The organism is Azospirillum rugosum (genome assembly GCF_017876155.1).
GTDB classification, from domain to species: Bacteria; Pseudomonadota; Alphaproteobacteria; order Azospirillales; family Azospirillaceae; genus Azospirillum; species Azospirillum rugosum.
The window spans coordinates 230230-253227 of sequence record NZ_JAGINP010000006.1; the positions used below are offsets into that span (position 1 = coordinate 230230).

Sequence of the window (22998 nt, forward strand, 5' to 3'; positions counted from 1 at the left end):
TAACGAAGCCCCGGAGGACAGCATGGGCGGAGCGAACGGGGCCAGCGAAAACAGAGTCAGCGAGGATACTGTGTGGGCGTGGCTGGCCGATGTGCCGGCGGCGCGCCTGGTCCGCTGGCTGGAGCCGCAGGCGCCGCAGACCGTCGCGGCGCTGCTTCTTCTGCTACCGCCCGACCGGGCTGCGGAGCTGCTGTCCGGGCTGTCCGACGAAATGCGCGCCCGCGCGCTGCGCGGCATGGCCGTGACCCGCCCGGCGGAGCCGGAAGCCTTGGCGATGCTGGAGCGGGTCCTCCGCGCCGACCTGCTGGACCGGCCCGAACCGGTGGGTGGTGACCGCACAGCCGAGGTCGCGCGGATCATCGGGCATCTGCCGCCGGACCAGCGGGACAGCGCAGCGGCGGCGTTGCAGAGTCAGGTGCCGCCCCCGCCTCCGGTTGCGCCCGGTCCCGTTTCCGGTTCCGACGCCGCTCCGGTCCTGCCGCCGCTGGCGCCCGGCCTTGCGGCGATGCTGAACACGCGGGAGGTCCGGGTGGACCGGCTTCCCATGCTCGAAGTGGTCATGGACCGGTTCGTGCGCCTTCTGTCCAGCAGCCTGCGGCCCAACTCCGGCCAAGCAGGGGGTGGTTTGGCGGAGGTTGGGCTGGAGGCCCTCCGCTCCGTGCGGTTCGGCGATTGGATGAACGCCACCGACGCGCTGCTGCTGGCGGTGTTCCGGGCGGAGCCGTGGGACGGTTACGCCCTGCTCGTCCTGCACGGCGACCTGCTGGACAGCCTTGTGGAAATCGGGCTTGGGGGAAGCCCGGAAGCGGCCGGCCTGCGCCTTGCGCGGCGGCAGCCGAACAGCCTCGACCGCGCCTTTGCCGAGGCGTTCGTGCGCGCGGCGTTGGGTGAGCTCGCCGTCGCCTTCGAACCCATCGGCACGGTTGCCTTTCCGCTGGACCGGCTGGAGGACTCCTCGCGCCACGCCTGCATCACCCGCCCGCACAACGCGTGCTTCGTCGCCGACCTCGTCCTGACCGCGCCGTGCCGTGCGGGCCGGTTCGAACTGCTGATCCCCTATGGAACGCTGGAACCGGTGCGCGCGGCGCTCGGCCGGATGTTCATGGGGGAGCGCTTCGGCCGGGATCCCCGGTGGGAAGCGCACCTGCGGGCCGAGGTGGCGCGGGCCGCCGTTCGCGTGCAGGCGGTGGCCGGCACGGCGGATGTGCCGCTTGGCGAGCTGCTGTCCTGGCGCCCCGGTGCGGTCGTGCGTTTTGATGACCAGCCGGGGGACAAGGTTGCCCTGACGGTGGACGGACTTGTGGTGGCCCGCGGGGTGCTCGGCCAGCAAGGAACGCGTTGGGCCGTCGGCATCGGCGTCGGATCGCCGTCGCTGGCCGCCGTTCCCCTGCCGGACATCGGATCGGAGGTCGGGCCGGAACCGTCTCCCGCGGGCCGGGGCGCGCTGCCGTTTCAGGACATTCCGGTGCGCGTGTCGGTGGTGGTCGGCGCGGCCGACCTGAGTCTCGCCGCGGTTCAGGAACTGACGGCGGGTGGAACCATCGCGCTGGACCGCGAGGTCGGGGACCCGGTCGACCTCATCGCCGAGGATCGGGTCGTCGCCCGTGGGGAACGGGTTGTCCGGTCCGGCCGTGTGGCCGTTCGCCTCACCGCCGTCCTTCCCGCCGGGGCCGCGCCATCGCCGGTTTAGGCGCAAACGGCGTGAAGACGGCGGCTTCCCGGAAGAAGCCGCCGTCGTGTTGATCGCCTTTCCGACGTCGGTTCAGGCCTGGGTCTCGGACGCCGCGACACGGCGCCGCACCCACATAACGCTCTTCAGCGTGAAGAACAGGGCGCCGATGCCGAGCGCGATGAGCAGCAGGATCTTCGGGCCATTCTCGCCGATCGCGGCGGCGGCCTCGCCGAACAGGTAGCCGGCCCCGGCGAAGCTCCACGCCCAGATGCCGGCGGCGAGGAAGTTCCAGAACAGGAACTTGCGCCAGGGCATGCGCGAGGTGCCGACGGCGACGGACGCGATGTTCCGCACGCCGTACAGGAAACGGAATACTAGTATGAACCCGACTCCGTAGTCTTCCAGCCATTGAAGCACGCGTGCGGCGCGCGCTTCGCACGCCGGAAAGCGGGCCAGCGCCTTGGTGCCCCATTTGCGGCCGAGCCAGAAATAACACTGGTCACCGAGGAAGCTGCCGATCCAGACCGCGCCAACCAGCCAGTACAGGTTGACGATGCCGAGGTGTGCACCCATGCCGCCGAAAATGACGAAGGTTTCGCCTTCGAAGAACGCCCACGCGAAGGCCAGTGGATAAAAGGCGTTGCCCCAATCCTGCAGCCAGGTGATCCAATCCAACGCTTCCTCCCCCGCAGCCTGTGCGGCCCGACCGTCCCCGCCCGTCGAGGCGGAGTCACGACGGATCCGACCAGTGGACCGCGCGGAATGGCTCGCGAAAGGCGGCTCCGGAGCGGCCCCCTGCCCAGCCCGATGGCGGCTCCCTCAAGGGGCACGGCCCAGGCTAGGTTACCGACACATGATTGCACATTTGGGCGTGTCTTGTCGCGTAAACTTTCCCATGCCGAAGGTCATGAAAGCGGAAATGTTGGATGGGCTAACTATCATCTCCGGACAGCTCCCCGACCGTCTGGCGCGCCGCGCGCAGCAGGATGGGGTTCGGCTCGAAGGGGCCGGAGTCGGCGTCCTCCTCCCACCCGTCCGGGGCGACGCGCCGCTTCAGTTCGCGGGCCGACTCGGCCAGGAGATGGGCGAGCTTCTGGTCGGGCAGGGCCTGGACAAGCGCGCGCAGCTCCGCGTTGGTCAGGGCGGCGGGGTCGAAGGACGGCGGGACCGGAGCGGTGGGCGGAACGAGCGCCATGGGAATCGTGGTGGCCGGAACCGCAGAACGGCCGGTCGCCGGCGATGCCGGCACGGCTTCGCGCACCACGTCGACGGCCATCGGCTCGGCGACCGTGGTGGCACGCGACCGGCGGGCCGGTTTGCGCGCCCGTTCCGTCTCGGGCAGGCTGTCAAACAGAAGGGGTTGCGTGCTCATCCGACTCACCCGCCGATTACCCACCATTCACACGAAACGGTTCACGCGAGGCTGTTCACCCGCGGTTTGCGAAGTGTTCTCGGTTCATTCTAAGGAACGAGTCCCGCTTGTCGAGCACAAAGTGCGAACCCGCCCGCTTGCCCGTTCTTGGCCCGATCAGGTGGCCGGCGCCGACAGCTGTTCCAGAAAGCGCTCCGGGCGGAGGATGCGCGTGCGGCCGACGCGGCGCACGGACAGGAGCTGCCGGTCCACCGTGACCAGCCAATCGGCGTCCGCGGCCAGCGCCACGGCGAGGAACATGTCGTCGTCCGGATCGCGGCACAGCCGGACGTCGGGCACGGACTCCAGCCGGCAAATGTCCGTCGCCAGGGCCGCCAGGAAGGCCTCGCGCTGCTCCGGCGGCTTGTACCGGTCGAACGTCGGCCGCATCAGCACGGCGTGCAACTCCGCCAGCGTGGCGTCCGAGGCGTACAGCCGGCCCCGCGTCCGCACCGCCGCAACGCAGTCCCGGACCGCGAGGTTGCGCCGCGGAACCTCGTCATCGAGCAGCGCGTAGGCGACGAGGATGTTGGTGTCGAGCACGACACGGAACGGCTCGTTCCGTTGCGTGGCTTGGAGCGGTGCGGTCATGGCGCCGCCAGCATAGGGCCGGGCCGCCGCTGCGGGAAGCCGTGGCTTGAGGCGGCAAATCCATTTGGGGTAAAAAGGATTCCGCACCGCACGCACTCTTCACGGACCGGGCCCGGAATGACCACTGTTTTGATCGTCGACGACAGCCGTCTCGCCAGGGACATGGTCGGCAGCGTGATCGCCTCGCTTCGGCCGGACTGGACCATCCTGTCGGCGGCCGGTGGCGACGAAGCGCTGGGCAAGCTGGACGGAACCGTCCCGGTGGCGGCGATCGTGGACTACAACATGCCGGGTATGGACGGGCTGACCCTGTCCGCGAAGCTGAAGGAGCTGTATCCCGGCCTGACCATCGGCATCCTGACCGCCAACGTGCAGGACGCGCTGAGGAAGAAGGCGGAGGCGCTCGGCTGCCGGTTCATTCCGAAGCCCATCACCTCCGACAAGATTCGGGAGTTCCTGGCCGCGGCGGGGCAGTGACCGCCATGCCGCTGCTCTCCCTCGACCCCGGCGAGGCCGACGCGATCGCCGAGCTGTTCAACATTGGCATGGGACAATCGGCCGCAGCCCTCGGCGACATGCTCGGCGAGGAGGTCCACCTGTCGGTGCCCTCCCTGTCGGTGTCCAGCCGTTCCCGCATCGCCCATCAGATCGCCCGGGAGTTCGACGCCGACTCCGCCGCCCGCGTCTGCGCGGTGCAGGGGGACTTCAGCGGTCCCTTCACCGGCCAGGCGATGCTGATCTTCCCGGAACGCGGGACGCTCGCCCTGGTCGGCCGCCTGATGCCCGTGGATCCGGCCGCCAGCGCGCCGGGCGAGGTCGAACTGGACGCGCTGACGGAGATCGGCAACATCATCCTGAACGGCTGCCTTGCCAGCCTGTCGAACCTTGTGGAGAGCGAGGTCGCCGGCGCGCTGCCCTGCTGCAGCACCGGCCAGCCGGCGGAGATCATCGGCGCCGCCGACACCGACCCGATCCTGTTCGTGCGCATCGACGTCGCGCTGGCCTCCGGCGACGCCTGCGGCCAAGTGCTGTTCCTGCTGAACATCGCCTCCCTCGACGGCTTCCGCGAGGCCATCCGCAAGGCGCTGGCGAATCTTTAAGGCGGGCCCTGGGTTTGCCTTGACGGACCACGAGCCAAGGAATACCTTTTGGGGGTGTCGTGGTAAGCGTGCGCAAGCACCGCAACCGTCGCCCGCTAAGGAGGGGCTGTATGGCCCCGCTAGTGACTTGAGGCAGGACCACTCGGCGGTGTGCCGACCCCCAATCAAGAGCCGCCCTTCGGGGCGGCTCTTTTGGTTTCAGGCCATTGCCGGTTCCAGCCAATGTGGACGTTTTGTCTTCAGCTCCAAAGGTCTGATCGCAAATTTTTGCTCAGGCATCCACCTTAAAATATCAGCTGAAAAATTTCCTCCCCTGAGCATTCTGTAAACTGTGTTTGCGACAATATCGGCAATTTGTACGCCATTGCTGTTTTCGCTATCAACAAATTGAACTTGCACCCTGTTGGCTCCGACATTGTTCGCTATGCTCGAGCTGACATGGTCTTGCAGCCTTCTGGCCTGTGAGCCATGATAACGGCGGTCTGCGGAAACTGTAATAAAGTTGCCTTCTCCGATCAGCAGAACGCTTTCAATGAGCAATTCTGCCCACAGATCTTGCTCTTTGATCGATCCAAGTGCCCAGTTTCCGAGTGGACTATGTCCGTCACAATACGCAACTCCGATCGGAGTGTCGGTGCTGCTATTCAGAAGATCAAAGAATAAATCGCGTTGATTGAACGTCAGTCGGCTGCCTTTTATCTCGCCGCGCATGCCGGTTGCTTTTCGAAATTTCTTCATGACGCGCGCGGCTTCGTCAGCCGAAAGCGGAGCGGCTGCCGTTAAGAACAAGCTGTCGTCCCGGCCGGTCCCTCCGGATTCGTCGCAAAAAACGTGCATCCGCTCACCCGGTCCGCGTCAGCACCAGGGCGGTGAGGTCGTCGTCGATGGGCCCGGTGGCGCGCAACGCGTCGAGGAGGCCGTCGAGGAAGCGCCGGTCGTCCGTCTCGCCGATCCGCGCGGCGACCATGGAGGCGAGGCCGGGCTCGTCCAGCACGTCGCCGCCGACCGGGATCTCGATGGCGCCGTCGGAATAGAGGAACAGCCGCCCGCCCTCCGGCAGCGGGGCGGAGCGCTCCTCATACGTCGCGGAGGGCAGCAGGCCGAGCGGCAGGCCGGCGCTTTCGGCCAGCGTCGGCTCGGCGTCGCCCGGCGCCCACAGCATCGGCCGCGTCGAGCCGGCCGACGCGTAGACGAAGCGGTTCTCCGCAAGGTCGACGACGCCCGCCAGCATCGTCGCGAACTGCCCGCTGGGCAGCAGCGCGCAGAGGCGCTTGTTCACCGTCGCCAGGAAGGCGGCGGGTGAGAAGTCGGTGAAATCCATCTGCTGGCCGATGGCGTGCAGGCGGAAGGTGTTCAGCGCCGCCCCGACGCCATGGCCGGAAAAGTCCACCATCGTCACCACGGCCCGGCCCCGGCCGTCGATCCTCAGGTCCCAGAAGTCCCCTCCCAGCTCCGACGACGGCGCGAAATGGGCGTGGATGCGCACCCCGGTGGCGGCTTCCAGTTCCGCGAGGCGGTCCGGCGTCGGCAGCAGCCGCTCCTGCATCTTGCGGGCGAGCGCCAGTTCGGTCTCCGTGCGCTCGCGGAACAGCCGGAGGTCGTGCAGCAGCGCCCGGTTCTGCAGGTGGATGCGCACGCGGGCCAGAAGCTCCACGGCGTTGATCGGCTTGGTGACGTAGTCGGTCGCCCCGGCGGCGAAGGCCTTGGCGCGGTCCTCCGCCCGGTTCAGGCTGGACTGCACCAGCACCGGAAGATCCTTCCAGGCCGGGTCGGCGCGCAGGAGCCGGCACATCTCGAACCCGTCCAGGTTCGGCATCATCAGGTCCAGCAGGATCATGTCCGGCCGGAACTGGTCCATGCGGGCCAGCGCGTCGTTGCCGTCCTCGGCCATTTCGATGTGCCGGACGCCGCCGCGTTCCAGCAGGGCCAGCAGCAGGTGGCGGTTGACGCGGTTGTCGTCGACCACCATCACCCGCGCGTTTTCCAGGACCTGGGGGGAATCGGGTTGGTCGTTCATGCCGCCCTCCCGCGCTCGATCCAGACGAGCGTGTGGTCGTCCGGCGGCGTTTCCCCCAGCGCTGCGGCCAAGGCCGCGGTGAGGGTCGCGAAGGCGTCGCCGTCGTCCCCCGCGGCGCTCACCGCGGCGGCGACGTTGCGGTCGAAGGCTTGGCCATCCCCGCCGTCCTCCCCGCCGCCATCAAGGGCCTCCAGCACGCCGTTCGAGTAGAGCGCGAGCCGGGCGCCGGGCGGGAAGGGCAGCGTGCAGGCGTCGTAGCGGTTGCCCGCGGTGATGCCCACCGGCCGGCCGGTCGCGTCGCCGAACAGCAGCGCCGCCCCGTCGGGGCGGATCACCAGGGGATGGGTCGCCGCCGCCGCCGCGTAAGTGAAGCGGCCGGCCGCGCCGTCCACGACGCCGTAGATGACCGTCGCGTGCTCCCCCAGCTCCAGCAGCGTGACGGCGCGGTCGTTCAGCTCCGCCAGGAAGGCGTCCGGCCGGTCGCCCAGCGTCGGCGCCAGCTCGTGGATCAGCGTGTGCATGCGGAAGGCGTTCAGCGCCGCCGACACGCCGCGCCCGGCCATGTCCAGCAGGAACACGCCGAAGCGCCCGCCGTCCAGCGGCAGGACGCCCCAGATGTTCCCGCCCATGTCGGACGACAGCAGGATGTGGGAGCGCAGATCCACCCCGGCGCTGTCCTTCAGCGAGGCGCGCAGAGCGGGGGAGGGCAGCAGGTGGTCGTACATGGACCGCGCCATCGCCAGTTCCCCCTCCACGCGCGCGCGGTAGCATTGCAGGTCGCGGATCAGGACGCGGTTTTCCAGGTGGATGCGCACGCGGGCCAGCAGCTCCGCCCGGTCCAGCGGCTTGGAGATCAGGTCGGTGGTGCCGGAGGCGAAGGCCTTGTTGCGGTCGTCGCTGGACGACAGGGCGGTCTGCACCAGCACCGGCAGGTCGGCGTAGGCGTGGTCGGCGCGCAGCCGCCGGCACACCTCGAACCCGTCCATGCCCGGCATCATGATGTCCAGGATCACCAGGTCCGGCGTGCGCGCCGCGATCTGCGACAGCGCGTCGAAGCCGTCCTTGGCGTAGGCGATGTCGTGGAAGCCCGCCTCGGTCAGCAGCGCCCCGATCAGGGTGCGGTTGAAGTCGGTGTCGTCCACCACCAGGATGTGGCAATCGGCGGTGGCCGGCCGGTCGCCTTGGAACAATTCGCCTTGCCCGGCTCCTGCCGACACGCCGTTCACAGCGGGAACCTCATGCGGATGCGCCGGCCGCCGTCGAGCAGCTGAAGCTCTTCCGCGATGGCCGCGATCATGTCGAGCCCACGGCCGGACGCGCCGAACTCCATGTGCTCCGGACGGGCGTAGCCGGTGCCTTCGTCGGCGACCTCGACCAGGATGCCGTCGGCGTCCAGCCAGACGGCGACCTCGATCCGGCGGTTGGCGAAGAGCGGGTCGGCCATCCGCGCCGCCAAGTCCTGGGAGAAGCGCTCCAGCGCCGCGACGCTCAGCCCCTTCATGCCCTCGACCTGGAGGTTGCCGTGCACCAGCGCGTTGCTGACCGCCTCGTGGAGCGCCAGCTCCATGTCGTCGCGCTGGGTGTCGGGCAGCGGATGGAGGTCGGTGATCGCCCGGACGATCCGCGCGGCGAGGTGGACGTGGTTCGCCGTCGCCGTGGTCAGGAAGGCGAACAGGTCGGCCCGCCGCGCCCGTCCGGCGGCGGCGGCCAACGCCTCGTCGGACAGGGTCCCCACCTCGATCCATGCGGCAATGGGCCGCGCCCAGGACTCCGCCGCCTCGGCGGTGTCGAGGCCGTCGAGCAGCGCCAGGACGGTCGCGGCGGCGCGCGTCGGATCTGCGGAGTCGCTGGGGGAGTCGTCAGGGTAATCGCCGGGCCGCCACAGGGGAAGGCGCAGCGCCGCGGACAGGCGCTCCAGCCGTTCGGCCGGCACGCCCAGCCCGCACAAGGCGGCGACGCGCGGCTGCTCCATGGGGGGGCGGTCCATGGGGGAGTGTTCCACGGGGGGGCGGTCCGGCGCCAAGGGGATCAGTCCTCGATCGCCACGATCTTGTTGAGCTGCGCCACCGTCAGCACGCGTTTGACCTGCCCGGCGGCGGCCCGCAGGATCAGCAGCTTGTCGACGTTGGACATCTCCTCCCGTGCGATCAGAAGCATGCCGATGCCCGCGGAATCGACGAATTCCAGCGCCGACAGGTCGAGGACTTGCCGCTTCGCCTTGGTCTGCAGCATCTCGCGGATGAGCGCGCGCAGCTTGCCGTGGTCGTTGAAGGTCAGGCGGCCGCGCAGCCGAACGACGGTCTCCTGGTCCTTGTCCTCTATTCCGTAATCCATCGGTCGGATGTCCCTGCAGGGTCGTGGGGCGGGGGCCGTCGCCGGCCGGACCCGTAAGCGTGATCAGAAGAGTTCGATGTCGCCGCCGGAACTGTCGTCGTGGCCGGCATCCACGTCAAGCACGCCGTGCTCGTCGAGCGCCGTCCCTTCCAACAACAACTTCCGCACGAACCGCTGCCGCATCTCGCTCAGCGTGAAACGGCCAAGTAGTTCGTCGAGCCATTCCTGCGGAACGCGGCCGTTCAAGGAAGCGGGCAATTCGACGCGGGTGCGGTTCTCCAGTTCATCCAGGCCGGCGGACATGATGGCCAGGCTGTCATTGATCGCTTCCAGCCGCTGCTTGGTCAGGTCCTGGAACTGCATGCCCGTGACCATGTGCCCGATGGTCGAGGACATGTCGGACGACACCACCGCCGCGGTCTCCAGAACGGTCTGGAAGTGGTTGGTCTGGTCGACCAGGCTCTCCATCGTCTTGTCCACCCGCTCCTTGGCGAGCATCTGCGGCGACATGTCGGTGTTGGCGATCTGGCGCAGGATGTCGTGGCCGTTGCGCACGCCCTTGACCACGGCGGTGACCTTGGACCGCATGCGGTCGGCCAGTTCCCCGGTGGAGCGGGACAGGTGCCGCACCTCCTGCGCCACCACCGCGAAGGTCCGGCCCGCCTCGCCGGCGCGGCTCGCCTCGATGGTGGCGTTCAGCGCCAGGAAGTTGGTCTGCCGGTTGATGACGTCGATGTCGGCGATGGACTTCTCCAGCTCCGACACGTCCTTCTGCACGTCGTCCAGCAGGTAGACCATGCTCATGGCGTGGCGCGACAGCGTCACGATGTTGGTGATCATGTCCGCGATCATGTCCTGCATGCCGACGACCAGCTGGTCCATCGGCACCCGCTCGCCGTCGATGGCGACCGACCCGGCCATGCTGACGATCTGCTCCACCCGGAGCGACTGCTCCATGGCCTTCTCGGCCAGCTCGCGGAAACGGGAGGACAGGTCGAGCGTGGCGGACTCCACCGTGTCCGACGTGCGCGACAGCTCGTGCTGGATGGCCTCCAGCGTGCGGCGCTGCACGTCGGCGTAGCCCAGCCAGGTGGACAGCAGGTCGGCGGTGACGGGGAGCTTTTCCGCCGTGGCGGGCGACACCGTTCCCAGCGATTCCAGTTCAGGCTCCGCGAGGGCGACATGGTCGCCGTAGGACCCGCCGCCCCCGTGCGATCCGCGGAAAGACCGGTCGTAAGACATGGTGGTGCTCCTCAGTTCGCCCGCGGTCGATCGCCGATGGCGTCGAACGCGCGCAGCATTTCGGCCGGTATCTGGGCCAGCGGCAGCTCGATGGCGACGGCGCCGGCCTCCTTGGCGGCACGCGGCATGCCATAGACGACGCAGCTCGATTCCTGCTCGCCGATCGTGTAGGCCCCGGCCTCGCGCATGGCCAGCAGGCCCGTCGCCCCGTCGCGGCCCATGCCGGACAGGATCACGCCGACCGCGTTGGCCCCCGCCGCGCGGGCGACGGAGGAGAACAGCGCGTCGACCGACGGGCGGTGGCCGCTGACCGGCGGGCCGTCCTGGATGTGGCAGGAATAGCCATGGGCGTCGCGGATGACGACCAGGTGGCGGTCGCCGGGGGCGATGTGGACCACGCCCTGCTCCAGCCGCGCCCCCTGCGTGGCGAGCCGCACCGACGGCGCCGACAGCCGGTCGAGCCGGGCGGCGAAGCTCGGCACGTAGCTCGGCCCCATGTGCTGGGTGATGACGATGGGCGGGCAGTCGGCCGGCATCACCGCCAGCACGTCGCGGATGCGCTCCACCCCGCCGGTGGAGGCGCCGATGGCGATGAGGCGCGTGCCCGACCCGGCGCGCCGCGGCGTCGGCAGGGTGGGGGAGGCGGTCGTGTGGGGCCGCCGCATCGACAGGCGCGCGGTGGCCGCGACGCGGATCTTGCCGACCAGCTCCTGCGTCATCGCCTCGAAGCCGTGGCCGTCGGCGCCGTCGGGCTTGGCGACGCAGTCCACCGCGCCGATCTCCAGCGCGCGGATGGTCGCGTCGGACCCTTCCCGCGTCAGGGAGGAGACCATGACCACCGGCGTCGGGCGCAGCGTCATGATCTTCTCCAGGAAGGACAGCCCGTCCATGCGCGGCATCTCGATGTCGAGCGTGATCACGTCCGGGTTGGTGTGCTTGATGATCTCGCGCGCCTCGTAGGGGTCGCGGGCGACGCCGGCCACCTCGATGCCGGGCTCCTCGGACAGGATGGACTTCAGCATCTCCCGCATCAGGCTGCTGTCGTCCACGATGACCACGCGGATGGGCCGCGAACGGATGGGATGGGGCATGGCTCAATCCTCTCCGAACAGTTCCACGTCGCCCTCGATCGGCTGCTGCCGCAGGGTGGAGCGGAAATGCAGTTCCTGGTGCGCCGTCTCCGACAGGGCCTCCGGCCGCAGCAGCTTGCGCAGGGCCTTGCCGGTGTTCGGGAAGTAATGGACCCGCCGGGCGGAGCCGCCCCCCAGATCCTGCCCGACCAGCTTCAGCCCCTCGCGCCGCACATAGTCCAGCGCGAAGCGGGCGTTGCTCTGGCCGACGTCGAAGCTGGAATCGATGACGCGGGCGCCGCCGAACAGCTTCACCTCAAGACGGTCGCGCCGGGCGCCGCGTGACAGCAGGTCGTTGATCAGCCGCTCCATGGCGACCGAGCCGTAGCGCGCGGCGGCGCCGGTCCCGCCGTCTTCCGACTCCGGCACCTCGGGCAGCAGGAAATGGTTCATGCCGCCGATGGCCGCCGCCGGGTCGTGGACGCAGGCGGCCACGCAGGAGCCGAGCGTGGTGACCATCATCACGTCCGACCGGTCGCTGACCAGGTGATGCCCCAGGAAGACCTTCAGCGTGTGGGCCTGGAACTGGGCGTTGAAGTAGCCGCCGGGCTGCCGGGTGCCGCTCTGCCGCGCCCCACCTTCCCGCAGCGTGTTCGGCCGGGCCTGGGTGGCGCGGCGGCCTGCGAAGCCGGTCATGGCAGCCTCCGGTAGATGGTCGGCCCGGTCTGGCGGAACCGGTTGGACACGCCGTAGAGGCTTTCCGAATGGCCGAGGAACAGGCACCCCCCGGGCTCCAGCAGGCGGGCGAAATTCTCGATCACCTGGGTGCGCCCGGCGCGGTCGAAATAGATCAGCACGTTGCGGCAGAAGATCGCGTCGAACGGCCCCTTCATGGGCCAATGCTCCAGCAGGTTCAGCGGCTTGAAGGTGATCAGCCGCTTCAGATCCTCCTCCACCACGATCTTCGCCTCGCCGTCCTCGCGCAGGCGCCGGGTGAAGCGGTCGCGCAGGGGGCCGGGGATGCTGGCCGCCACCTCCGCCGGGTAGACGCCGCGGCGGGCGGTGTCGATCATGTGGGTGTCGATGTCGGTGGCGAGGATCTTGGCGTCCCAGCGCCGCAGCTCCGGCCCGAAGGCGGCGGCCAGCACCATGGCGATGGTGTAGGGCTCCTGCCCCGAGGAGCAGCCGGCCGACCACAGGCGCAGCCGCGGGTGCGAGGACTCCCCGCCGTGCCGCGCGCGGATGTCCGGGACGACGGTCTTCGCCAGATAGTCGAAGTGGTGCGATTCCCGGAAGAAGCTGGTCAGGTTGGTGGTCAGCGCGTTGACCAGGAAGCCGATCTCGTTGCCGCCGTCCTCGCTCTCCAGCAGCGCGCAGTAGGCGTCGAAGTCCGCCAGGTTCAGCTCCCGCAACCGCCGGGCGAGGCGGGAATAGACCATTTCCACCTTGTGCGGGGCGAGCGCGATCCCCGCCAGCTGGTGGAGCATGCGCGCGATGAACTCGAAATGCCGCTTCTCGAACGGAAATTCCCGCCGGCCGGCGGCGGCCGGGGCGGCGGGGCTCTGCGATGCGGGCGTGGCGGCGGTCATGGACCGTCCCCGCCGCTGTCGATCCAGGCGCTGCTCATGCGGCGCGCCCACGGACATCGGCGGCCCGGACATCGGCAGCCAGCGTGTCGAGCAGCCCGAGCACCGTGCCCGACAGCCGTTCCAGATCCTCCAGCGCCCGGGCGGCGGCCGCGTCGTCTCCCTGTTCGTGGGCCTTCAGCGCGCGCTTGCCGGCCTCGTGGAAGCGGGCGTGCGGCTCGGCCAGCCGGGCGAAGGCGGGGGAGGAGCGCACGACCGCGTCGTCCACCGTGTCGTACCACTTGCCCAGCCGGCAGTGATGGTGGTCGGCCAGCTTGTCGGCGGTGGCGTCGCCGCGGCCCTGCACGGCCTTCAGCACGTTCTCGCGGAAGGTCAGGTGGTCGATCTTGGTGTTCTCGATCAGCTGGACATGGCGCGTCAGGTCGCCGGCCCCGCTGCGCCCCAGCGCGGCGGCGCGGTCCAGCGCGAAGAAGGCCATCTGCTGGCGCAGCTGCCCGGCCTGCTCCTCCAGGGAGCGGGCGGCGGCCGTGCTCTCCTCGACCAGCGCGGCGTTCTTCTGGGTCATCTCGTCCATCTGGGCGACGGCCGAATTCACCTCGTCCAGGCCGGAGGCCTGCTCCGCCGTGGCCCGCGCGATCTCCGACACCAGGTCGGCGACGCGGGAGATGCCGGACACGATGTCGGTCAGCGTCGCGCCGGCGGAGCGGACGAGGTCCACGCCGTCGCGCACCTGCGCCCCGCTGTCCAGGATCAGCGTCTTGATCTCCTTGGACGCCTGGGCGGAGCGCTGGGCGAGGTTGCGCACCTCCTGCGCCACCACCGCGAAGCCGCGGCCCGCGTCGCCGGCGCGGGCGGCCTCGACGGCGGCGTTCAGCGCCAGCAGGTTGGTCTGGAAGGCGATCTCGTCGATCACCCCGATGATGTCGGAGATTTTCTGCGACGACTGCTCGATCCGGCGCATGGCGTCCACGGCGCTGGCCGCCACCTGCCCGCCGCGCTCGGCGGCGGTCCGGGCGTCGTTGGCGACGCTGGTCACCTGCTGGGCGTTGTCGGCGTTGGAGCGCACGGTCGCCGCCAACTCCTCCATGCTCGCCGCCGTCTCCTCCAGCGAGGAGGCCTGCTGCTCCGTGCGCTCGGACAGGTCCAGGCTGCCCTCGGCGATCTCGCCGCTGGCGGTGGCGATGGACTCCGCGGCGGCGTTGATGCGGCGGACGATCTCCGACAGCTTCTCCACCGTGTTGTTGAAGTCCTCCTTCAGGCGCTGGAACACGCCCTCGTAGGGCCGGTCGATGCGGCGCGACAGGTCGCCCTGCGCCAGCGATTCCAGGGTCGAGGCCAGCTCCTCCGCCACGTCGGAGACGTTGCCGGCCAGCCGGTTGATGCCCTCGCTGACCAGCCGGAAGAAGCCGGCCTTGCCCGCCAGGTCGATGCGGCGGGAGAAGTCGCCGCGCACCGCGCTGTCGACGATGCCGGCGATCTCCGCCTCGATGGACAGCTCGTCGGTCAGGTCGCGCCATTCGATGACGGTGCCCAGACGCTCCCCATGGCGGCCGGCGACCGGGTTGGCGATCACCTGGAAGGTGCGGCGCCCGGCCTTGATCGTCCCCCGGTGGGTGGCGGTCAGGCCGGTCAGGGTGGCGCGCGGCTGCGCCGTATCGCCCTGAAGATCGGAATGGAGGGAATCGAGGTTGCGGCCGACCAGCCCGTCGCTGTCGAAGTTGGGCAGGACCGCCTTCAGGTCGGCCTCCGCCGCCTTGAACATGGCCAGCAGGGAGGCGTTGGCGTAGGTGATCGCGCCGTCGGCGTCCGCCATCATGATGCTGGCCGACACCCGGTCCAGCGCGATGCGGGAGCGCACGGCGGACACCGCGTCGTCCTTGAAGGCGTCCACGGCGCGGGCCATCTCGCCCAGCTCGTCGCGCCCGTCGGTGTGCGGCACCGTGACGGACAGGTGCCCGTCGGTCAGGTCGGCCATGACCTTGCGGATGCCGTTGACCGGCCCCGCGATGGACCGCGCGATGGCGCGGGCCGCCAGGACGCCCAGCAGGAGCGACAGGCCGCCGATGGCCAGCGACAGGACCAGGTTCTTCGTCACCTCGCCTTCGGCCTGCCGCTCGATCGCGTCCTGCTCCGCGTGCACGCCGGCGACCACCGCCTCCAGCGTCTCGTTCAGCCGGGACACCACCTTCGCGACCACCTCGGCGCGCAGCCGGTCGATGTCCTGGTCGACGGCGACGGCCTCGGCGAAGGCGGCGCGGTAGTCCGGCGCGCGCGCCTCGACCTCGCGCAGGCCCTGCAGAAGCGTGGCGTCGGTCAGCAGGGTCTGCGCCTCGCGGACGTGCTCCAGCATCTCCTTCAGGTTGGCGTCGAGCAGGCGCGGCGCGCCGGCGTCGCGCATCCCGATGGCCCGGTTGGCGTAGAGCCGCACCAGCGCCCAGTGCTTCGCCAATTCGCCAACCGCCAGCGCGGCGTCCTTGCCGCCGGAGGCCAGCGTTTCCTCCGACAGCCGCTCCAGCCGGTCGGTGATGGCGGCACCCAGCGGGTCCATGCGCTGCCGGATCGCCGCGTCGTAGCGTTCGCGGTGGGCGCGCACGGCTTCGAACTGGGCGTGGTACTCGGCGTGCAGCCGGGACAGCTCGGCGAATTTCGCGGCCTGCGGCGACGCCTTGATGGCGGCCTCATGCCCGGCCATCGCCCGGTCGAACTCGGCGCGGAGCGTCCGCTGGCGGTCGAGCGCCTTGGGGTCGCCGGTGAAGAGGTAGTCGCGGCCCTGGATGCGCTGGTTGGCGAGCCGGGCCGACAAATCCTTGGCGAAGCTCGCCAGGTCCGAGGAGGCGAGCACCGCGTCGACGTTGTTGTTCAGGCTGCGGATGCCGAGCATGCCCGCGCCGACCTGCGCCACCAGCAGGGCCAGCAGGAGCCCGAAGGCGAGCCACAACCGCTTCGAGATGCTCAGACCCGACATGCGCTTCCCCCACGCGTTTGCTTGCCGTTTTTCATGTGCGGTCGATCATGTGCTGGCGACGTGTGTCGGCGGCCTCCCCCCGGCGCCGCCGACCGTCCCCAATGACACCCGCTCTCAGTGACGCCCGTCCTCAGTGCGCCTTGTCGAGCGCCAGCGGAACCCGGGCCGCCGCGGCGTCCGCCGCCTCCCCGGCCTCGGTGGAGAACAGCTTCTCCACGTTCAGCAGGGTGACCATGCGGTTCTCCGCGGTGTAGAGGCCGCTCAGGTATTCCGCGTCGACCATGCCGCTGTCCACGTCGGGCGGCGGCTTGATGCTGTCGTGGCCGATCGCCAGGATGTCGGAGATGGCGTCCACCAGGATGCCGCGCGTGCGCTCGCCCACCTGGATCACCACCACGACGTGGCGCTTGGTCACCTGGGTGGCGCCGCCGCCGAAGCGGGCGCGCAGGTCGAAGATCGGGATGATGATGCCGCGCAGGTTGATCACGCCGCGCACATAGTCCGGCAGGTTGGGCAGCCGGCTTTCCGGCGTCCAGCCGCGGATCTCGCGCACGGACAGGATGTTGACCCCGTATTCCTCGCTGCCGACGGTGAAGGTGACGTACTGCTCTTCGGAGGCGTTGACCGACATTACGTCGGTCCGGGTGCTGCCGATGGTGGTCAGCGCGGTGGAGGTGGTCATCGCTTGGCCTCAGACCGGTTCGAGTGCAGGGGACGGAAGGGCGGCGGGAAGGGCGGCCTGTCCCGGGTCGGGCGGCCGGGAATAGCCGGAGTCGTGATGCCGGCTCATCTCGCGCAGGCCGGCGACGTCCAGGATCAGGGCGACGCGCCCGTCGCCCAGGATGGTCGCCGCGGCCACGCCGTCCAGGCGGCGGAAGTTGGCCTCCAGGCTCTTGATGACGACCTGCTGCTGGCCCAGCACCTCGTCGACGACGAGGCCGAGGCGCGCGCCGTCCTCCGTCTCCACCAGCACGACCAGCGCGCGGGTGGGGTCGGTGACCGCCTTGGGGATGCCGAACAGCTGGTGCAGGTAGACGAGCCGGACATACTCGCCGCGCGCCATCATGACGTCGCACTTGCCGACCAGCCCGTGCAGGTCCGCGGCCTTCGGGCGCAGGCTCTCCACGATGTTGGTCAGCGGCAGGACGAAGCGCTCCTCGCCCACGGAAATCACCATGCCGTCCAGCACGGCGAGCGTCAGCGGCAGCGACAGCACGAAGCGGGAGCCCTCGCCCGGCGCCGAATAGACGCCGATTCGCCCGCCCAGCGACGAGATGTTCCGCCGCACCACGTCCATGCCGACGCCGCGGCCGGACAGGTTCGACACCTGGTCGGCGGTGGAGAAGCCCGGCAGGAAGATGAGGTTGTCGATCTCCTCGTCGGACAGGCTGGCGCCCGGCTGGACCAGGCCCTTCTCGATGGCCTTGGACAGCACCTTTGGCCGGTTGATGCCGCGCCCGTCGTCGGTGATCTCGATGACGATGCGGCCCGACCGGTGCTGCGCCGACAGGTGCACGGTGCCGGCGCGCGGCTTGCCGATGCGCTCCCGCTCCTCCGGGCCTTCCAGCCCGTGGTCGATGGAGTTGCGGATCATGTGGGTCAGCGGGTCGACGAGGTTCTCCACCACCGTCTTGTCCACCTCGGTCGTCTCGCCGGAGGTGACCAGCTGCACCTCCTTTCCCGTCGCGGCGGCGCATTCGCGCACCAGCCGCGGCATGCGGGAGAAGACGCTGGACACCGGCTGGGCGCGGATGGACATCACGCTCTCGCGCAGCTCGCGCGTGTGCTGGGCCAGCTGCTCCAGCCCTTCCAGAAGCTCCTGGAACTCGCCGGGCGGCAGGTCGCGCACATGCTCCGCGATCATCGCCTGGGTGATGACCATCTCGCCGACCATGTTGACCAGCCGGTCGATCTTGTCGAGGTCCACGCGGATGGTGTGGCTGGTCAGGCCGGCGTGCTCGCCGCCACCGCCGCCGCCGCCGTTGGCGCGGGGCTTGGCGGGTTCGCCCTTCGCGGCCTCTGGCGGCTTGGCCGCGGCGGCCGGCACCGGCGGAGGGGCGGCCGACACCGGCACCGGATCGGTGGACGTCTGCACCGCGGGCGGGGCCGCGACCGCGGGGACCGGGGCCTCGACGGCGATGCGGATGTCGCATTCGTCGGCGACGAACTCGAAGACGTCGTTGATCTTCTCCTGATCCACGTCGGGATCGGCGATCAGCGTGACCGTCCAGGACAGGTACAGAAGCTCCGCCTCCAGCGCCTGGAGGGGCGGCAGGCTCCGCAGGTCGCAGTCGATGGTGGCGTCGCCGAGCCGGCGCAGCGCGCGCAGCATGAAGGTCGGCTCGTTGCCGGACAGCAGCAGGTCGGGCTTCGGCCGGAAGGTGATGGTCCAGCGCAGCTTGCCCTCGGGAACCGGGGCGGCGGCACCCGCCGTGCCCTCCTCCGCTTCGCGGGCCGCGCTGATGGCGACCATGGCGTCGCCGAAGATGCCGGCCTCGTCGTCCTCGTCGTCCGGATAGGCGGCTGGCTGGGCGGTCGGCGCGGGCTCCGGCGCGGCCGCCTCGGCCGGCCCGCCGGCCAGATGGCGGCGCAGCGCGGCGACGGTGTCGTCGGTGGTGCCGGGCGGGGCGGCCGCCTCCTCGCGCGCGTAGGCCAGCATCTGGCCCAGCACGTCGTTGGCGCGGATCAGCGTGTCCACCAGCTCCGTCGTGACCGGGATGCTGGTGTTGCGCACCCCGTCCATCACCGTCTCGAACTCGTGCGCGAAGGCGACCAGCTCGGTGAAGCCGAAAGCGCCGCCGCCGCCCTTGATGGAATGGACGGCGCGGAAGATGGCGTTGACCTCGTCGGAGTCCACCTCGCCGGGCGTCAGGCGCAGCAGGCCGGATTCGGCCACCGCCAGCAGCTCCGCGCTCTCGTCGAAGTAGGTTTGCTTGAACCGGCTCAGGTCTTCCACGGGCGTGCCCTCAAAAGCCAGATACGCTGCGTCAGCCGCAGACCTTCTGCACGACGGAGATCAGCTTGTCGGGGTTGAAGGGCTTCACGATCCAGCCCGTCGCCCCGGCGGAACGGCCTTCCGCCTTCTTCGATTCGTCGGCCTCGGTGGTCAGCATCAAGATCGGCAGGGTGCGGTGGGCCGGCGTCGCGCGCAGGCGGCGGATCAGCGTCAGGCCGTCCATCACCGGCATGTTCAGGTCGGTGATGACGAGGTCCACCTTGTTGGCGCCGATCAGGGTCAGCGCCTGCTGCCCGTCGCCGGCCTCCACCACGTCGTAGCCCGCGCCCTTCAGCGTGAAGGCGACCATGTCCCGCATGGTCCGCGAATCGTCGACGGTGAGAACCTTCTTCTTCACGCTCGGCTCCATTGCTTCAGCCAGGGGGCGAGACCCAGATCCTCGCACGCCTCCGTCAGGACCTCGGACGGCTGCAGGATGGCGAATGTGCGGTTGTGTTCGGCGGCGTGGCGCGCCGCGGCCAGCAGGGCCTGGATGCAGGCGGTGCTGACGCGCTCCACCGCGGCCGCGTCGGCGACCACGGTGTCGGACGCGCCGAATCCGGCGCGCAAGCCTTCCAGAAGCGGCTGCGCCATGGCGAGGTCGAGGTCGCTCGGCAGGCCAAGGCGGACCTGCCCGCCCTCGTCGCTCCACTTGATCAGTGTCACCTCATCCTCCTTGCCACCCACCACGCGGGTGGATCGGGCCGGTCCCGGTGTTTCGGGGAAAAACCATGCCCGCTGCACGTATAAGGATTCGTTAAGCCAGCCGGACTGACCTGAATCAACCGGCGTGCACAGCCGTGCGGAGACGGCGATCTTTTTCGGACGCGGGGCAGCGCCCCAGGGACGCGCAAAGAAAAAGGCCGGACGACGTTTCCGTCGCCCGGCCTTTTCGGTCAATCACGGCTGTTTATTCGGCGGCGGCCATGTAGCCCGGCAGCCAGGCCTCGTTGGCCTTCTTCAGGCGGGCGATGGTGATCGCCTCGCCGCCGCGGCCGGTCAGGGCCGTGCCGTTGGTCTTGCCGAGCACCGTCACCGGCACGCCGGCAGCCTTGGCCTTCTCCTGCACCGCCGCGGCGTTCTCCGGACGGACGGCCAGGACGTAGCGGCCCTGGTCCTCGCCGAACAGCACGCCGGCGTCCGCTCCATCCAGGCCCGACAGGTTGGCGCCGATTCCACCGGCCATGGCCATCTCGGCCACGGTCACCAGCAGGCCGCCGTCCTGGATGTCGTGGCTCGACACCGCCAGCCCTTCGCGGACGATGCCGCGGACGAAGTCGCCGTTGCGGCGCTCGACATCCAGATCGACCGGCGGCGGCGGGCCGTCCTCGCGGCCCAGGATCTCCCGCAGGTAGAGCGACTGGCCGAGGTGGCCCTTCGTTTCACCAATGAGGAGGATCGTGTCGCCTTCGTTCTTGAAGGCGATGCCCACGGCCATCATGGCGTCCGGCAGCAGGCCGACGGCGCCGATGGCCGGGGTCGGCAGGATGGCCTCGCCGTTGGTCTCGTTGTAGAGCGAGACGTTGCCCGACACGACCGGGAAGTCCAGCGCGCGGCAGGCGTCGGCCATGCCCTGGATGGCGCCCACGAACTGGCCCATGATCCGCGGCTTCTCGGGGTTGCCGAAGTTCATGTTGTCGGTGACGGCCAGCGGCAGGGCGCCGACGGCGGACAGGTTGCGGTACGCCTCGGCCACCGCCTGGGCGCCGCCGCGGACCGGGTCGGCGAGGCAGTAGCGCGGGGTGCAGTCGGTGGTGACGGCGATGCCCTTGGTCTGGCCGGGCAGACGCACCACGCCCGCGTCGGCCTGGCCGGACATGAAGCGGGTGTCGCCGTTGACCAGGCTGTCGTACTGCTCCCAGATCCAGCGCTTGGAGGCCTGGTCGGGGCAGGCGACGATCTTTTCTAGGATGTCGCCCAGCGTCTTGTCGGACGGCAGGGCGCGCACCGACTCCTCAAGCTCCGCGGCGGCCGGCGTCGGCTCCCACGGGCGGTCGTAGAGCGGGGAGGCGTTGGACACCGGCGCGATCGGCATGTCGCACCAAGTCTGGCCATGCATCTTGATGACCAGCTTGCCGTTGTCGGTCAAGTGGCCGATGACGGCGAAGTCCAGCTCCCACTTCTCGAAGATCGCGCGGGCGACGTCCTCGCGGCCGGGCTTCAGGATGATCAGCATGCGCTCCTGGCTTTCGGAGAGCATGATCTCGTAGGGGGTCATCCCCTCCTCGCGCATCGGCACGTCGTCGAGCACCAGCTCGATGCCCAGGCCGCCCTTGCCGGCCATCTCGACCGAGGAGGAGGTGAGGCCGGCGGCACCCATGTCCTGGATGGCGACGATGGCGTCCGTCTCCATCAGCTCCAGGCAGGCCTCGATCAGCAGCTTTTCGGTGAAGGGGTCACCGACCTGCACGGTCGGGCGCTTCTCCTCGGAATCCTCGCTGAACTCGGCCGACGCCATGGTCGCGCCGTGGATGCCGTCGCGGCCGGTCTTGGATCCCACATAGACCACCGGGTTGCCGACACCGGCGGCGGCCGAATAGAAGATCCGGTCGGCCTTGGCGACGCCCACGGTCATCGCGTTGACCAGGATGTTGCCGTTGTAGGCCGGGTGGAAGTTCGTCTCGCCGCCGATGGTCGGCACGCCGACGCAGTTGCCGTAATGGGCGATGCCGGCGACCACGCCCGACACCAGATGGCGGGTCTTCGGATGGTCGGGCGCGCCGAAGCGCAGCGCGTTCATGTTGGCGATGGGCCGGGCGCCCATGGTGAACACGTCGCGCAGGATGCCGCCCACGCCGGTCGCCGCACCCTGGAAGGGCTCGATGTAGGAGGGGTGGTTGTGGCTCTCCATCTTGAAGATGATGGCGTCGCCGTCGCCGGCATCGACCACGCCGGCATTCTCGCCGGGGCCGCAGATGACCTGCGGGCCGGTGGTCGGCAGCGTCATCAGCCACTTCTTGGACGACTTGTAGGAGCAGTGCTCCGACCACATCACCGAGATGATGCCCAGTTCCGTGTAGGTCGGCTTGCGGCCCAGGATTTCCAGGGCGCTGTTGTATTCCCCTTCGGACAGGCCGAACTCGCGGGCCATCTCCAGGGAGACTTCGGGCTGCTGCGCGGTGGTCACGACAGGGCCTCCACCAGACCGTCGAACAAGGGCTTGCCGTCGGTGTTGCCGTGGAAGGCGGACACCGCGTCCTCGGGGTGCGGCATCAGGCCAAGCACGGTGCGCTTGGCGTTGAAGATGCCGGCGATGTCGTCCAGCGAACCGTTCGGGTTCCAAGCCCCATCGTCGCGGCTCTCGTCGCTGACGTAGCGGAAGGCCACCTGGCCCTCGCCGTCCAGCCGCTTCACCGCTTCCGCGTCGGTCCAGTAGTTGCCGTCGCCGTGCGCCACGGGATAGCGGACGATCTGACCCTTGCGGTACTTGGCCGTGAACGCGCTGTCCGTGTTCTCCACGCGCAGGTGCACGGTGCGGCAGACGAACTTCAGCTTGGCGTTGCGCATCAGGGCGCCGGGCAGCAGCCCCGCCTCCGTGATGATCTGGAAGCCGTTGCAGATGCCGAGCACCCGCACGCCCTGATCGGCCCGCGCCTTCACCTCGCGCATGATCGGCGAGTGCGCCGCCATGGCGCCGGAGCGCAGGTAATCGCCATAGGAGAAGCCGCCCGGCACGAGGATCAAGTCGACCTTGGGCAGTTCGGTGTCGCGGTGCCAGACCAGATGCGGCTTGGTCCCGCTGGCGGCCTCCAGCGCGGCGACGGCGTCGCGTTCGCGGTTGGAGCCGGGGAAAACGATGACGGCGGCCTTCATGGGGCTTGGGAAATCCGGCGTCGTGGGGGGAACGGTTCGAGGCCGGACACTAATGGCCCGGCCCCGGCAAAGCAAGGGGCGCAACCCTGAAATGCCCCTCTCTCGCCTCCGGCGGGAGAGGGAGGGGCCCAAGCCTCTGGCTTGGGAGGGTGAGGGCTTGGTTTTTCGGGCCAGGATTCTCGGAAGGACCTTGCCCTCACCC

Annotated in this window: 22 protein-coding genes; 3 read left to right on the forward strand and 19 right to left on the reverse strand. The window is 69.6% G+C overall.

The features are described from left to right. Positions 1–22: 22 nt before the first annotated feature. Positions 23–1690 carry a FliM/FliN family flagellar motor switch protein gene (locus J2851_RS10820; RefSeq protein WP_209766273.1) on the forward strand — a complete coding sequence of 556 codons (1668 nt, stop codon included), beginning with the start codon at positions 23–25 and terminating at the stop codon, positions 1688–1690. Between the two features lie 72 nt (positions 1691–1762). Here the strand turns inward: J2851_RS10820 and J2851_RS10825 are convergent, their stop codons facing one another. The 3 genes from J2851_RS10825 to J2851_RS10835 all read right to left on the reverse strand — a co-directional run bounded on the left by J2851_RS10825 (position 1763) and on the right by J2851_RS10835 (position 3674). Continuing rightward, the gene (locus J2851_RS10825) at positions 1763–2347 is read right to left on the reverse strand and encodes a DedA family protein (protein ID WP_211114284.1); all 585 of its coding nucleotides are present in this window, start codon (positions 2345–2347) and stop codon (positions 1763–1765) included. 256 nt (positions 2348–2603) lie between these two features. Further along, positions 2604–3044, reverse strand: a complete 441-nt coding sequence (locus J2851_RS10830) for a hypothetical protein (protein ID WP_209766274.1) — start codon at positions 3042–3044, stop codon at positions 2604–2606. A 156-nt stretch (positions 3045–3200) separates the two neighbouring features. After that, positions 3201–3674: a putative toxin-antitoxin system toxin component, PIN family gene (locus tag J2851_RS10835; RefSeq protein ID WP_209766275.1), complete on the reverse strand. Its 474-nt coding sequence runs from the start codon at positions 3672–3674 to the stop codon at positions 3201–3203. A 117-nt stretch (positions 3675–3791) separates the two neighbouring features. Between J2851_RS10835 and J2851_RS10840 the strand changes: the two genes are divergently transcribed. Beyond that, positions 3792–4151, forward strand: a complete 360-nt coding sequence (locus J2851_RS10840) for a response regulator (protein ID WP_209766276.1) — start codon at positions 3792–3794, stop codon at positions 4149–4151. 5 nt (positions 4152–4156) lie between these two features. Then, on the forward strand, positions 4157–4774 hold the full coding sequence (locus J2851_RS10845; protein WP_209766277.1) for a chemotaxis protein CheC: 618 nt from the start codon (positions 4157–4159) through the stop codon (positions 4772–4774). A gap of 198 nt (positions 4775–4972) precedes the next feature. On the opposite strand, the gene J2851_RS10850 is transcribed toward J2851_RS10845, so the two are convergent. From J2851_RS10850 to purQ, 16 genes are all read right to left on the reverse strand, one after another. After that, entirely contained in the window at positions 4973–5611 is a 639-nt protein-coding gene (locus J2851_RS10850; protein ID WP_209766278.1) for a DUF3800 domain-containing protein, read from the reverse strand. A gap of 4 nt (positions 5612–5615) precedes the next feature. Next, on the reverse strand, positions 5616–6791 hold the full coding sequence (locus J2851_RS10855; RefSeq protein WP_209766279.1) for a PP2C family protein-serine/threonine phosphatase: 1176 nt from the start codon (positions 6789–6791) through the stop codon (positions 5616–5618). After that, positions 6788–7981: a fused response regulator/phosphatase gene (locus J2851_RS10860; RefSeq protein ID WP_209766280.1), complete on the reverse strand. Its 1194-nt coding sequence runs from the start codon at positions 7979–7981 to the stop codon at positions 6788–6790. The genes J2851_RS10855 and J2851_RS10860 overlap by 4 nt, the downstream gene beginning before the upstream one ends. 32 nt (positions 7982–8013) lie before the next feature. Continuing rightward, entirely contained in the window at positions 8014–8778 is a 765-nt protein-coding gene (locus J2851_RS10865) for an ATP-binding protein (RefSeq protein ID WP_209766281.1), read from the reverse strand. 41 nt (positions 8779–8819) lie between these two features. After that, positions 8820–9125: an STAS domain-containing protein gene (locus J2851_RS10870; RefSeq protein WP_209766282.1), complete on the reverse strand. Its 306-nt coding sequence runs from the start codon at positions 9123–9125 to the stop codon at positions 8820–8822. A 63-nt stretch (positions 9126–9188) separates the two neighbouring features. Then, entirely contained in the window at positions 9189–10367 is a 1179-nt protein-coding gene (locus J2851_RS10875) for a methyl-accepting chemotaxis protein (RefSeq protein WP_209766283.1), read from the reverse strand. An 11-nt stretch (positions 10368–10378) separates the two neighbouring features. Next, positions 10379–11458 carry a protein-glutamate methylesterase/protein-glutamine glutaminase gene (locus J2851_RS10880; protein ID WP_209766284.1) on the reverse strand — a complete coding sequence of 360 codons (1080 nt, stop codon included), beginning with the start codon at positions 11456–11458 and terminating at the stop codon, positions 10379–10381. 3 nt (positions 11459–11461) lie between these two features. Beyond that, positions 11462–12133 (reverse strand): chemotaxis protein, encoded by a 672-nt coding sequence (locus tag J2851_RS10885; protein ID WP_209766285.1) that lies wholly within the window; start codon positions 12131–12133, stop codon positions 11462–11464. Further along, positions 12130–13026, reverse strand: a complete 897-nt coding sequence (locus tag J2851_RS10890; protein WP_209766286.1) for a CheR family methyltransferase — start codon at positions 13024–13026, stop codon at positions 12130–12132. Before J2851_RS10890 ends, J2851_RS10885 begins: the two co-directional genes overlap by 4 nt. A 34-nt stretch (positions 13027–13060) precedes the next feature. Continuing rightward, positions 13061–15988: a methyl-accepting chemotaxis protein gene (locus J2851_RS36305; protein WP_209766287.1), complete on the reverse strand. Its 2928-nt coding sequence runs from the start codon at positions 15986–15988 to the stop codon at positions 13061–13063. A gap of 130 nt (positions 15989–16118) precedes the next feature. After that, on the reverse strand, positions 16119–16670 hold the full coding sequence (locus J2851_RS10900) for a chemotaxis protein CheW (protein WP_209766288.1): 552 nt from the start codon (positions 16668–16670) through the stop codon (positions 16119–16121). Between the two features lie 9 nt (positions 16671–16679). Next, positions 16680–18944 (reverse strand): chemotaxis protein CheA, encoded by a 2265-nt coding sequence (locus tag J2851_RS10905; RefSeq protein WP_209766289.1) that lies wholly within the window; start codon positions 18942–18944, stop codon positions 16680–16682. Positions 18945–18975: 31 nt separating this feature from the next. Next, on the reverse strand, positions 18976–19353 hold the full coding sequence (locus J2851_RS10910) for a response regulator (RefSeq protein WP_211114285.1): 378 nt from the start codon (positions 19351–19353) through the stop codon (positions 18976–18978). After that, positions 19338–19649 carry an STAS domain-containing protein gene (locus J2851_RS10915; RefSeq protein ID WP_209766291.1) on the reverse strand — a complete coding sequence of 104 codons (312 nt, stop codon included), beginning with the start codon at positions 19647–19649 and terminating at the stop codon, positions 19338–19340. The genes J2851_RS10910 and J2851_RS10915 overlap by 16 nt, the downstream gene beginning before the upstream one ends. A gap of 244 nt (positions 19650–19893) precedes the next feature. Further along, complete coding sequence (gene purL / locus J2851_RS10920; protein WP_209766357.1) at positions 19894–22074, reverse strand: phosphoribosylformylglycinamidine synthase subunit PurL; 2181 nt, start codon at positions 22072–22074, stop codon at positions 19894–19896. 32 nt (positions 22075–22106) lie between these two features. Further along, positions 22107–22796 (reverse strand): phosphoribosylformylglycinamidine synthase subunit PurQ, encoded by a 690-nt coding sequence (gene purQ, locus J2851_RS10925; protein WP_209766292.1) that lies wholly within the window; start codon positions 22794–22796, stop codon positions 22107–22109. Between the last annotated feature and the right edge of the window lie 202 nt (positions 22797–22998).